The organism is Mesorhizobium sp. WSM4808, assembly GCF_055811675.1.
Genome location: NZ_JBVVQX010000001.1, coordinates 414,971 through 427,260, shown reverse-complemented (window position 1 = coordinate 427,260; position 12,290 = coordinate 414,971). Strand labels below are relative to the sequence as shown.

At 63.3% G+C, this 12,290-nt stretch carries 13 protein-coding genes; 9 read left to right on the top strand and 4 right to left on the bottom strand.

All coding sequences use genetic code 11. From position 1 onward, the window contains the following. Window positions 1–47: 47 nt before the first annotated feature. Window positions 48–476, bottom strand: coding sequence for a L,D-transpeptidase (locus AC0L2U_RS02015; protein WP_023812266.1), 429 nt, complete (start codon window positions 474–476; stop codon window positions 48–50). 222 nt (window positions 477–698) lie between these two features. Here AC0L2U_RS02015 and AC0L2U_RS02010 point away from each other — a divergent pair, with 222 nt between their 5' ends. The 5 genes from AC0L2U_RS02010 (at window position 699) to AC0L2U_RS01990 (ending at window position 7,065) form a co-directional block, all read left to right on the top strand. Next, window positions 699–1,979, top strand: coding sequence for an acetylornithine deacetylase/succinyl-diaminopimelate desuccinylase family protein (locus AC0L2U_RS02010; protein WP_292336562.1), 1,281 nt, complete (start codon window positions 699–701; stop codon window positions 1,977–1,979). A 161-nt stretch (window positions 1,980–2,140) separates the two neighbouring features. Next, window positions 2,141–3,619, top strand: coding sequence for an ABC transporter substrate-binding protein (locus AC0L2U_RS02005; RefSeq protein WP_473601327.1), 1,479 nt, complete (start codon window positions 2,141–2,143; stop codon window positions 3,617–3,619). Window positions 3,620–3,632: 13 nt separating this feature from the next. After that, window positions 3,633–4,580 carry an ABC transporter permease gene (locus tag AC0L2U_RS02000; RefSeq protein WP_127269831.1) on the top strand — a complete coding sequence of 316 codons (948 nt, stop codon included), beginning with the start codon at window positions 3,633–3,635 and terminating at the stop codon, window positions 4,578–4,580. Next, window positions 4,577–5,446, top strand: coding sequence for an ABC transporter permease (locus AC0L2U_RS01995; RefSeq protein ID WP_127810223.1), 870 nt, complete (start codon window positions 4,577–4,579; stop codon window positions 5,444–5,446). Before AC0L2U_RS02000 ends, AC0L2U_RS01995 begins: the two co-directional genes overlap by 4 nt. Then, window positions 5,443–7,065: an ABC transporter ATP-binding protein gene (locus AC0L2U_RS01990; RefSeq protein WP_128289818.1), complete on the top strand. Its 1,623-nt coding sequence runs from the start codon at window positions 5,443–5,445 to the stop codon at window positions 7,063–7,065. The genes AC0L2U_RS01995 and AC0L2U_RS01990 overlap by 4 nt, the downstream gene beginning before the upstream one ends. A 20-nt stretch (window positions 7,066–7,085) precedes the next feature. On the opposite strand, the gene AC0L2U_RS01985 is transcribed toward AC0L2U_RS01990, so the two are convergent. Then, window positions 7,086–7,517, bottom strand: coding sequence for a TerB family tellurite resistance protein (locus AC0L2U_RS01985; RefSeq protein ID WP_127268808.1), 432 nt, complete (start codon window positions 7,515–7,517; stop codon window positions 7,086–7,088). 148 nt (window positions 7,518–7,665) lie between these two features. Between AC0L2U_RS01985 and AC0L2U_RS01980 the strand changes: the two genes are divergently transcribed. The 4 genes from AC0L2U_RS01980 to AC0L2U_RS01965 all read left to right on the top strand — a co-directional run bounded on the left by AC0L2U_RS01980 (window position 7,666) and on the right by AC0L2U_RS01965 (window position 10,098). Continuing rightward, window positions 7,666–8,451 carry a TSUP family transporter gene (locus AC0L2U_RS01980; protein WP_127331885.1) on the top strand — a complete coding sequence of 262 codons (786 nt, stop codon included), beginning with the start codon at window positions 7,666–7,668 and terminating at the stop codon, window positions 8,449–8,451. A gap of 52 nt (window positions 8,452–8,503) precedes the next feature. Continuing rightward, window positions 8,504–8,674 (top strand): hypothetical protein, encoded by a 171-nt coding sequence (locus AC0L2U_RS01975; RefSeq protein ID WP_473601326.1) that lies wholly within the window; start codon window positions 8,504–8,506, stop codon window positions 8,672–8,674. 102 nt (window positions 8,675–8,776) lie between these two features. Then, window positions 8,777–9,607: a helix-turn-helix domain-containing protein gene (locus AC0L2U_RS01970; RefSeq protein WP_128289819.1), complete on the top strand. Its 831-nt coding sequence runs from the start codon at window positions 8,777–8,779 to the stop codon at window positions 9,605–9,607. Between the two features lie 71 nt (window positions 9,608–9,678). After that, window positions 9,679–10,098: a VOC family protein gene (locus AC0L2U_RS01965; RefSeq protein WP_128289820.1), complete on the top strand. Its 420-nt coding sequence runs from the start codon at window positions 9,679–9,681 to the stop codon at window positions 10,096–10,098. Between the two features lie 18 nt (window positions 10,099–10,116). Here the strand turns inward: AC0L2U_RS01965 and AC0L2U_RS01960 are convergent, their stop codons facing one another. Next, window positions 10,117–11,589, bottom strand: a complete 1,473-nt coding sequence (locus AC0L2U_RS01960) for a cobyric acid synthase (protein ID WP_128289821.1) — start codon at window positions 11,587–11,589, stop codon at window positions 10,117–10,119. After that, window positions 11,589–12,203, bottom strand: a complete 615-nt coding sequence (locus AC0L2U_RS01955) for a dimethylsulfonioproprionate lyase family protein (RefSeq protein ID WP_127810217.1) — start codon at window positions 12,201–12,203, stop codon at window positions 11,589–11,591. Before AC0L2U_RS01955 ends, AC0L2U_RS01960 begins: the two co-directional genes overlap by 1 nt. Between the last annotated feature and the right edge of the window lie 87 nt (window positions 12,204–12,290).

The window sequence follows — 12,290 nt, the reverse complement described above, 5'->3', positions numbered from 1 at the left end:
GAGGGTGTTAGCCCTGCGCCAGCCGACAACAGCGAACCTGAATCTCTTCAGTTGGTGACGACAATGCGCGTATTGCCGAAACCGGCTTGCCGAACCATCGCATAGAAGGCGGCGGCATTGGTCGGGTGCAAGCGCACACAGCCATGCGATGCCGGGCGCCCGAGCTGCCTCACAGCGCCGGTGCCGTGAATGGCATAGCCGCCGCGGAAGAACACCGAATGAGGCATTGGCGACATGTCGTATTTGCGCGAATACCACATCCGCGCCGTCCGTTGCGGCCGATAGCTGCCGCGCGGCGTAATGTAACCTTTGCGCGCGGTGGAGACGCTCCACCGGTAAACCGACGCGCCATATCTGACGGTCATCGTCTGCGAAGACACGTCAATATTTGCAACGAGGCTGGCTGCCCAGCCCTGCCCCGAAGCACCGAACAGCATCGCAACAAACACGGCTGCCATGAGAACTGTCTTTTTCATGCGATCAAACCCCTTTGATTGCCCCTAACCTGCCTGCCCTCAAATTGTCTCTCATCTTTTTAATGGCAGATGAACGGGCTAACACACACACCTTGACCAATTCGCCAATCCAAAGCAGCGAATTTGAACGATTTCCCGCAATAGTTGCCGCAACGACACGCCGCACAGGCTCGATCACCAACGGGCTTGCAAAACCGCCGAGATCGCTGCTCAACTCTGGGCATGAACGAGCGACTCCTCCGGGCAATCGATGACAGGCGCGACGATGTCGTCGCGCTGACCACTGAGCTGATCCGTTTTCCGACCATCAATCCACCCGGCGAGGCCTATCGGCCATGCGCCGAATATCTCGGCGCGCGGCTGAAGAAGAGTGGTTTCGAGACCGAATTCATCCGCGCCGAAGGCACGCCCGGCGACACCGACCGCTACCCGCGCGTCAATGTCGTTGCCCGTTTCGACGGAAGATCGTCAGGCGCCTGCGTCCACTTCAACTCGCACATCGACGTGGTCGAAGCCGGCGACGGCTGGACCGTCGATCCTTTTGCCGGCATCGTCAAAGACGGCAAGGTCTATGGTCGCGGCGCCTGCGACATGAAGGGCGGACTGGCCGCCTCGATCATCGCAGCCGAAGCCTTCCTGGAAGTCTTCCCCGACTTTCCCGGCGCCATCGAAATATCCGGCACCGTCGACGAGGAGTCCGGCGGCTTCGGCGGCGTCGCCCATCTGGCCAGACTAGGCTATTTCTCAAAACCCAGGGTCGACCACGTCATCATTCCCGAGCCGCTCAACAAGGACCGCATCTGCCTCGGGCATCGCGGCGTCTGGTGGGCGGAGATCGAGACCAAGGGCGAGATCGCGCACGGCTCGATGCCGTTTCTCGGCGACAATGCGGTGCGCCACATGGGCGCCGTGCTGAGGGCTTTCGAGGACGAGCTGTTCCCTGCGCTTGACCGTAAGATGACGCGCATGCCGGTCGTGCCCGAAGGGGCAAAACGCTCGACCATGAACATCAATTCGATCCATGGCGGCCAGACCGAGGACTTCCGGCCCGGCCTGCCGTCGCCCAACGTGCCCGACTCCTGCCGGCTGACCATCGACCGTCGTTTCCTGCTGGAGGAAGATCTCGACACCGTCAAAGGCGAAGTGACCGGTATTCTCGACCGGCTAAAGCGCGAGCGGACAAAATTCGACTACGAAATCCGCGACCTGATGGAAGTGCTGCCGCTGATGACCGAGCGCGACGCCCCGGTGGTCAAGGCGGTTGCGCAAGGCATCATGGCGATCTTCGACCGCGAACCCGACTACGTCATCTCGCCCGGCACCTACGACCAGAAGCACATTGCGCGCATCGGCCATATCTATGATTGCATCGCCTATGGGCCGGGCATTCTCGACCTCGCCCACCGGCCGGACGAATGGGTCGGGATATCGGACATGGTAGAATCGGCCAAGGTGATGGCGATAGGGCTCAATGTGCTGCTGCGCGGCACAGCCGCGGGGTAAGGCGCACCGCGACAAGCTTCGACCTGCCGATGCGGTGGCCAGGACAAAAACATTCCCGGCCACGCCAACGGGCAGAACGAAACGCAATTTACTCCGTGGCGAAATCACGCTTCTATCGCCCGGGTTCGAGCACGTGTCTGAAACGCATGGGGAGTCGCACGATGAAACTGTGGAAAACCATCCTGGCGGCCGCGGTGCTGTCGCTGGCCGCCGGCGCTTCCGCGTTTGCCGCGCGGACCGACCTGGTCATCGGCATTCCGCTCGAACCCCCGCATCTCGATCCGACCGCAGGTGCCGCTGCGGCAATCGACGAGGTTCTATATGCCAATGTGTTCGAGGGCCTGACACGCATCGGGCCCAATGGCGAGGTGCTGCCGGATCTGGCCGAAAGCTGGACCATTTCCGATGATGGAAAGGTCTACACCTTCAAGCTGCACACCGGCGTGAAATTCCATGACGGGACCGACTTCGATGCCGGCGACGTGAAATTCTCGCTCGATCGAGCCCGCGCCGAAAATTCGGTCAACGCGCAAAAGGGCCTATTCGCGGCCATCGATACGATAGACGTCGTCGATCCGGCGACCGTCAAAGTGACGCTGAAGAACCCGCAGGGATCCTTCCTCTACAATATGGGCTGGGGTGACGCGGTGATCGTGGCGCCGGAATCTGCCGACACCAACAAGGAGAAACCGATCGGAACCGGCCCGTTCAAGTTCCAGAGCTGGGCCAAGGGATCGTCGATCACGCTGGTCAAATCGGACAATTACTGGGGCACACCGGCGTCCCTCGACAAGGCCGAATTCCGCATCGTGCCCGATGCCGCGGCCTATGTGCCGGCGCTGCTTTCCGGCGACATCCAGGCTTTCCCGTTCTTCGATGCCGACAGCGTCGCTCAGGTCAAGGACGACCCGCGCTTCAAGGTTGTGATCGGCTCGACCGAGGGTGAGACCATCCTGTCGATCAACAACAAGAAGCCTCCTTTCGACAAGTTGCAGGTGAGGCAGGCGATCTCCTACGCGCTCGATCGCAAGGCGATCATCGACGGCGCCTCGGCCGGCCTCGGCCAGCCGATCGGCTCGCACATGTCGCCGGCCAGCAAGGATTATGTCGACCTCACCGGCCGCTACCAGCATGATGTCGCCAAGGCCAAGGAATTGCTGAAAGAGGCAGGCCTCGAAAACGGCTTCAAGGCGACGCTGAAACTGCCGCCGCCCGCCTATGCCCGCCTCGGTGGCGAAATCATAGCCTCACAACTTCGCGACGTCGGCATCGATCTGGAGATCATCCCGGTCGAATGGGCGCAGTGGCTGGATCAGGTGTTCACCAAGAAGGATTACGACCTGACCATCGTCTCCCACACCGAGCCCAACGACATCGATATCTATTCGCGCAAGGACTATTACTTCAACTACGACAACCCGGCCTTCGACAAGGTGATTGCCGATCTCGGCGTCACCTCCGACGAAGCCAAGCGCAAGGAATTGCTGGGGCAGGCACAGAAGATCCTGGCGGACGATGCCGTGGTCGGCTTCCTCTACGAACTGCCCAAGGTCGGCGTCTGGGACGCCAAGCTGCAAGGCCTGTGGGAAAACGCCCCGATCCAGGCCAATGATTTGACCAAGGTGAAGTGGAGCGAGTGATCCCCCACCTTCCATGACCGCCTACCTCCTAAAACGCTTCGCCGTCGCGCTCGCCACGCTGGTGCTGGCTTCCATGGTGGTGTTCGCCGTCCTGGAGATCCTGCCCGGCGATCCGGCGCGGCTAATGCTGGGCCTGAACGCCAGTGCCGATCAGGTCGAGCTGCTGCGCAACCAGATGGGCCTCAACGCCCCGCTGGCCTTGCGCTACCTGCAATGGGCCGGCGGCCTGCTCAGCCTCGATTTCGGCCGCTCCTACACCTATTCGGTGCCGGTCATCGACCTGGTGCGCGAGCGGCTTGCCGTCTCGCTGCCGCTGGCGCTGATTGCGCTTGCGCTCTCCACCATCATCGCGATTCCCGTTGGCCTGTTTTCCGCCAGCCGGCGTGGACGCGCCGGTGACACGATTTCGATGGGCGCCGCACAGCTTGGCGTCGCCGTGCCCAATTTCTGGTTCGCACTGATGCTGATCTATGTCTTCGCCGTCTGGCTGCGGCTGGTCCCGGCCGGTGGCTTTCCCGGCTGGAGTGCCGGCATCTGGCCAGCCTTGAAATCGCTGCTGCTGCCGGCGGTCGCACTTGCCTTGCCGCAAGCCGCGATCCTGGCGCGCGTTACCCGCTCGGCGCTGATCGAGGTCCTCAACGAGGACTATATCCGCACCGCCCGCGCCAAGGGCCTGCCCTATCGCGCAGTCTTGTGGCGGCATGCACTGCGCAACGCCATGATCCCGGTGTTGACCATTCTGGGCCTGCAATTCGCCTTCCTGCTTGCCGGCACCATCATCATCGAGAATGTGTTTTATCTGCCCGGCCTCGGCCGGCTGGTGTTCCAGGCCATCACGCAGCGCGATCTGATCGTGGTCGAAAGCGTCGTCATGCTGCTGGTCGCGGCCGTCATCGCCGTCAACCTCCTCGTCGACCTTTCCTATGCGGTGGTCGATCCGCGCCTGAGAAGCCGGCAATGACACTGCACATCGACATCCCAGAGGAGACGTTCGGCAGCATCCTGGGCAAGGCATTCAGGAATACCGCCTTCGTGGCCGGTTTCGTCATTACCCTCATGATCCTGGCAATGGCTGTAGTCTCATATGCCTGGACGCCCTACGACGTCACCAAACTGGTGATATCGGACAAGACGCAGGCACCCTCGCTGGCGCACTGGTTCGGCACCGACCATTTCGGCCGCGACATTCTGTCGATGGTCATGGTCGGCGCCCGCAATTCGATTGCCGTGGCGCTGGTCGCGGTCGGCATCGGCATGGGGGTCGGCGTGCCGCTCGGCGCCTTTGCGGCGGCACGCGGCGGCCTCGTCGACGAGGCACTGATGCGGCTGAACGACCTCGTCTTCGCCTTCCCGGCTTTGCTGTCGGCGATCATGATCACCGCCATCTTCGGGCCGGGCGCGATCAACGCCATCATCGCCATCGGCATCTTCAACATCCCGGTCTTTGCCCGTGTCGCCCGGGCCGGCGCGCTGGCGATCTGGCCGCGCGAGTTCATTCTCGCCGCACGCGCCGCCGGCAAGAGCAGCGCGCAAATCACAATCGAACATGTGCTGCCCAACATCGCCACGCTGCTCCTGGTGCAAGGCACCATCCAGTTCGCGCTGGGCATCCTGGCCGAGGCCGGGCTTTCCTATCTGGGCCTGGGCACGCAACCGCCAATGCCGAGCTGGGGCCGCATGCTGTTCGACGCGCAGACCCGCATGGTGGTGGCGCCATGGATGGCGATCTTTCCGGGCATGGCCATCGTTGTCGCCGTGCTGGGGCTGAACCTCCTGGGCGACGGCATCGCCGACATCCTCGATCCGAAATCGCGGCGGCAGCGATGAGCCTGCTCGACATCGAGAACCTGTCGCTGACCATCGGTGACACGCAGATCCTTAAAAGTATGGAGCTTTCCGTCGCGCCCGGCGAGGTGATGGGCCTGGTCGGCGAATCCGGTTCGGGCAAGTCGATGACCGCGCTGACGGTGATGCAGCTTCTGCCCCATGCCGCGCGCGCCACCGGACGCGTCACATTCGACGGCATCGACATCCTCACGGCGAGCGAGGATCAAATGTGCGCGCTGCGCGGCGACGACATCGGCATGGTGTTCCAGGAGCCGATGACGGCGCTCAATCCGGTCAAGACTATCGGCGAACAGGTTGCCGAAGGCATACGCTGGCACACCAAGGCCAGCCGCGCCGAGGCCGAAGACCGGGCGCGAAAAATGCTCGACCGCGTCGGCCTCCCCGAAGCGAAATTTCCAATGTCGCGCTATCCGCATGAACTGTCCGGTGGCCAGCGCCAACGCGTCGTCATCGCCATCGCCTGCGCGCTGAAGCCGAAGCTGCTGATCGCCGACGAGCCGACGACGGCGCTCGACGTTGTCTTGCAAGCCCAGATCCTCGACCTGTTGCGCGACCTCGTCGCCGAGAGCCGCATGGGCCTGCTCTTGATCTCGCACGACCTCGCCGTGGTGACCGAGATGGCGGACCGCATCACTATTCTGCGCCGCGGCGAGGTTATGGAAGCCGGCGACACTGCGCGCACGCTGTCCGAACAGACCCACCCCTACACCCGCCAGCTGGCGCAGGCCTCGATGCATGTGCCGGCGCGCGCCAGGCTGCATGACATCGAGACGGGCCAACCTTTGCTTCAGGTCCAAAGCGTGACCCGCGACTATCCCGGCCGACGCACCTCATTATTCAAACGCGCGCCTGGTATCCGCGCCGTCGACGATGTCTCGCTGTCGATGGCGCCGGGCCAATCGGTGGCGCTGGTCGGCAGATCCGGCTGCGGCAAGTCAACCCTCGCCCGCATGATCCTGGCGCTGGACCGACCAAGCTCGGGCACGATCCGGTTCCGAGGCGAGACCGTCACAGGCAAGAGCGAAGCCGAGCTGAAGCCGGCCCGCCGTGACATGCAGGTCGTCTTCCAGGATCCCTACGGCTCCTTCGACCCGCGCCAGAAGGTCGAAAAACTGGTCGCCGAACCCCTGCATGTGCTAGAGAAGAAGCCGACGCGCACCGAGCGCCGCGAAATGGTGGCGCATGCGCTGCACGAAGTCGGCCTCGGCATCAGCGACATGGACAAATACCCGCATGAATTTTCCGGCGGCCAGCGCCAGCGCCTGTCGATCGCCCGCGCCATCATCACCCGCCCCAAGCTGGTCGTCGCCGACGAGCCGGTCTCGGCGCTCGACGTCTCGATCCGCGCCCAAATCCTTGATTTGTTCGCCGAGCTCAACCAGAAGCTCGGCATCGCCTATCTCTTCATCACCCATGACCTGACCGTCGCCCGCGCCATTACGGACGAGGTGCTGGTCATGCATGACGGCAAGATCGTCGAGCGCGGCAAGACGAACGCGGTGCTCGACCACCCGCAATCCGAGGCGGCCAAGGCGCTTGTCACCGCCGCCCCTGATTTGCACCGGGCGATCGCGACGCGGCTGCGAGAGCAAGGCTGATCAGGAGAGAAGGCGTCCAATCACTCCTGCGGCTTCACCACATCGACCGGGCTGATGTCGAGCAGGTCGAGCGTGCGGCGCAGAAGGCGCATCTCGCTCTCGGCAAGTTGCGAATCCGCCTTGGCGATCTCCGCCATATGTTTGGCCAATTGCCGGCGCCGCTCGACATCGAGGTCGCGGAACAGTGCAATCGCCTGCGAGCCGTTGGTCTCGTAGCCGAACTCGTTGAGATATTCGATGACGCTGTCGATACTGCTTTCCGCAATGCCGAAGGCGTCCTTGCAGATGCGCCGGAAGACAACCATCTCGCTCTCGCTGACAGACCCGTCGGCCAGGATCATGCGAAACAACATCAGCAGTTCCGCCGACAGGACCGGATCGTCCGCCACCTTGCGCACACCCGGGTCGCCGTCGAATATCTGACGTATCTGGTCCAGCAATGCGAATGCCATCAGGAGCCTCTTTCCGGGTTAACCACACAAATACAAATCCAAGCGCGATGCGCTTGGATAGAGGTAGCGCGGAATCGACCTTGCGCAAACAGGGCGGCCGTGGTCGAACGCCCGATATTTCAGCCGGCCGGACACCGCCATACATCAGATGATCGACCTTAGCATCCAGACCGTCGCCATGCTCGCCTTCGCCGCCTTTGCCGCGGGCTTTGTCGATTCGATCGCCGGCGGCGGCGGGCTCATCACCGTGCCGGCGCTGCTGCTTGCCGGCTTCACGCCGGTCCAGGCGCTCGCCACCAACAAACTGCAAGGCATGTTCGGCTCGGGCTCGGCGACCATCCACTACGCATCGAAGGGTCATGTCGACCTGCGCCGGCAATTGCCGTCGGCGCTTCTGGCCCTTGTCGGAAGCGCCATCGGCGCCTTGCTGGCAACGATCGTGCCGGGTGACATTCTGCGGGCTGCCCTGCCTATCGTGCTGATCGCCATCGCGCTCTACTTCGCGTTCAAGCCCAACATGAACGACATCGACCGCGCCGAGCGGCTGTCGCCGTTCCTGTTCGGGCTGACCCTGGTGCCGGCCATCGGCTTCTACGACGGCCTGTTCGGGCCAGGCGCAGGCTCCTTCTACATGCTGGCCTTCGTGGCACTTGCCGGCTACGGCGTGCTCAAGGCGACGGCGCATACCAAGCTGCTCAACTTCGCCTCCAACATCGGCGGCTTCATCGTCTTCGCGGCCTTCGGCGTCGTCTACTGGAAGATCGGCCTGATGATGGGCGTTGCCCAGTTCCTCGGCGCCCGCGTCGGCGCCAGCCTGGCCATGCGCATCGGCGCGAAACTGATCAAGCCGCTGCTGGTGATCGTGTGCCTGGCGCTTGCTGTGAAGCTGCTGGCCGACCCGGCGAACCCGCTGCGCGCCCTGATTGGTGTGTGATCACGCGCCCTGATAGAATGCCGCTGTTCGAATCATGTAGGAGGAGCCACACATGAATCTTAGCGCACCTACGCAGATCGTTTTTATCATTTCCGTTGTTATCGCCATCATCGGCGCACTCGCCGCGCTTGGCGTTCTTGCGTTCATTCCACTCGCATCGGTGGGTATTGTTATTTTTGCTTTCTTCGTGCTTGCGGGCGGCTGCTTTATGCGCGGCGCCTGACCATTCCCCTTGATGGGGGGACGCGGCGCCCCCGCCAAAACGCGGGGCGCTTTTGATTCCGGCCCCGGGTCTGCTAGATTTGACTTGGCGCAAGGATGGCCGATGCCAGTCGAGATGCAACCCCAGCAAGAGCAGGACCGGTCCGTCGCCGGGCGGTTCGAGATGCGCCGGCGCCTGCCGGAGCCTCGACTTCAGGGCATTGTGTCGGACATTTGCGGCTATCGCGAAATGACGCCCGGCCATATGCGCAACGTCGAATACGCGTCCCTCACCGTGCCGCTGGTCATCAACTTCGCTGAACCCTTCGCTATCGGCCTCGGCAAGGCACCCGGCGACAATGACCGCTTCGCCAGTTTCGCCGCCGGCCTCTTTGCCGGACCGGTGGTGATCGAATCCTTCGGCGGCGCCTGCTGCGTCCAGGTCAACTTCACGCCGCTTGGCGCACGCCGTTTCTTCCGCCTGCCGATGAGCGAACTGGTCGACAGCATGGTCGTCCTCGACGACGTGCTTGGCGCGCAAGGTTTGGCGCTGCGTGAACGGCTGGGCAACGCGCCGGCCTGGACGACGCGTTTCGACATGGCCGAAGCCTTCGTCACCGCCCGTCTCGAGAATGCCGCCGAGACGCCGCTTGAAATCGCCTGGGCCTATGACCGCATCATCGCATCCGGCGGCCGGACCCGCATTGGATCGATCGCCGAAAGGCTGGGCTGGAGCCGCAAGCATCTCGCCGGCAGTTTTTCCAACGCCATCGGCATCGGCCCCAAGACGCTGTCGCGCATCGTCCGCTTCAACCGGGCGCTCGGCCTGTCGAGACAGCCGACAGCCGATTGGGCGGATATAGCCGCCGATTGCGGCTATGCCGACCAGGCCCATCTGGTGCGGGAGTTTCGCGACCTCGCCGGCGAGACGCCAACCGCGCTCTCCGTCAGGTAACATTTCTTCAAGACGCCGAACCGGCCTTTGAGCAGAGTGGGTTAACGACCAACCCAACGAAGGAGGTTCCCATGCCCACCACCACTGAAGCGCCCCGCCTCTACCCCGCCTTGCGCTACAAGAACGCGGCAAGAATGATCGATTGGCTGGGCGAGGCTTTCGGCTTCAGCGTCCGTGCCCGCTATGGCGAAGGCGATGTCGTACACCATGCCGAACTGGTCTTCGGCTCTTCGATGATCATGATTGGCACGGTCCGCGACGACGACTACGGCAAGATGGTCGGCGAACCCGGCTCAGGCAGCGGCAAGTCGATCTACATTGCCGTCGACGACGCGGATGCCGCCTATACCAAGGCCAGGAAGGCCGGCGCCACGATCATCCAGGAATTGACCAACCGCGACTATGGCAGCCGCGAGTTCATCTGCCGCGACCCGGAAGGCAACGTCTGGTCGTTTGGCACCTACTGGCCGAAGGCTGGCGAGAAGGCCTGAGCCAACCAGTGCCCCGAATCACCGCGCCAGTGCAAAAATCGCGTCGCAGTCGAGATGGGTCTCCAGCTCGGCTGCGACCTCGTCCAGCGCCCGCTCGACCTCGGCCCGGTAGTCGATGCTACCGCCCTTGATGCCGAGGCTTTCGAGGAATTTCCCGCGAAAGCCGTCGGCGCCAAACAGGCCGTGCATATAGGTGCCGATCACCTTGCCGTCGGCCGACACCGCCCCGTCCTCGACACCATTGATGACAGCGGAAGGCCGCAGCGTATCCGGTCCGGTGGTGCGGCCGAGGTGGATTTCGTAGCCTTCGAGCGGCAAGTCGAATTGCACCGAACGGGCGCTGACGTTGCGCACCGTCTTTTCCGGTTCCATCACCGTTTCGACGTCGAGCAGGCCGAGCCCTTCGGCTTCGATGACGCTGCCTTCGATGCCGTCAGGGTCGCGCACTGTGCGGCCGAGCATCTGGAAGCCGCCGCAGATACCAACGACATGGCCGCCGCGCTTGCGATGGGCCAGCAAGTCGCGATCCCAGCCGTTCTCGCGGAATTTCAGCAGATCGCCGATCGTCGACTTGGAGCCCGGAATGACCACCAGCCCGGCATCGGCCGGCAGCGGCTTTCCCGGCGGCACGAACACCACCTCGACCTGCGGTTCGGCCTTGAGCGGGTCGAGATCGTCGAAATTGGCGATGCGGCCAAGCATCGGCACCGCCACCTTCAACGCGCGTGCATCGCCGGACACCAACCGCTCCAGCACCACCGAATCCTCCGAAGGCAGGCGCGCCGCCGCCTTCAGCCACGGCACCACGCCGAAACAGCGCCAACCCGTGAATGTCTCGATCGACTTCAGCCCATCGTCGAACAGCGAAATGTCGCCGCGGAACTTGTTGATGAGATAGCCGACGATCATGCGCCGGTCCTCCTCCGGCAGGATCAGATGCGTGCCGGCGACCGAAGCGATGATGCCGCCGCGATCGATGTCGCCGACCAGCACCACCGGCACGTCGGCGCGCGTGGCAAAGCCCATATTGGCGATGTCGCGGCTGCGCAGGTTGATCTCGGCCGGCGAACCCGCGCCCTCGACGATGACGAGATCGGCGCCCTCGCCGACCTTGCCCCAGGAGTCCAGAACGGCGTCCATCAACTGGCCCTTCATCGCCTGGTAATCACGCGCCCGCGCTTCTCCGAACATTTTGCCCTGCACGATAACCTGTGCGCCGACATCGGTCTGCGGCTTCAGCAGCACCGGGTTCATGTGGACCGAGGGTGCCACGCCGCAAGCGATCGCCTGCAGCCATTGCGCGCGGCCGATCTCGCCGCCGCCAGCTTTGTCGCCGGGAATATCGGCAACGGCGGCGTTGTTCGACATGTTCTGCGGCTTGAACGGCCGCACCTTCAACCCACGCTTCTTTGCCGCGCGGCAGAGGCCGGCGACCAGCACCGTCTTGCCGACGTCGGAACCCGTGCCTTGCAGCATGATCGCTCTGGCCATCAGTCCCTGCCCTGCGCCAAGGTTCCGGTGATATCGGATTTCTGCGCCAGCGGCCCGCCGCGCCAGATGTACAGCGCCAGCAATGGGTCTTGGCCGGTGCGCATGGCGTGATTGACGTTGGACGCGTGGTGGACGACCTCGCCGGCCGTGCGCATGCAAAAGCCGCTCTCGCCCATGCGCCATTCGGTACCGCCGGTCAGCGGAATGTAGATTTCCTCGGCAATGTGATGGTGGTCGGGATAGACGATATCAGGCCCAAGGATCAGCACGCCGGCGGCGACAGCGTCATTGACGAAGTGGCCTCGGGTGCCGAACACTTCCAGCCAGCCGTATTTATCGATGAACTCTTTTCCGAAATCCGCCTCGCTGTAGGTCTGCCCCCAGCGGAGATCGTTGCGCCGTTCAGCAAGCAGTTGCACCAGCGGCTTGGCATCCGACGGCGCCAACTCTGCGGCGCGATCAAGATGACGCAGGCAGTTGAGCGGATGCGGCTCCAGCGTGCGAGCCGGCATGTCCCAGCCAATGCGCGCCACGGCATCGCGCACCAAGGCGTGATCCACGGAGGAAAGGTATGCGCGGAACCGGCCCAGCAGTTCATCGAATTTTGTCGTCACATCTTGCTCCGGGCATGCATTGGTGCACAGCCGCTCCGCAGAGCGTCGGGTTGCGCGGCGGCATCATTGGTCTAGATTGGTGCGCGC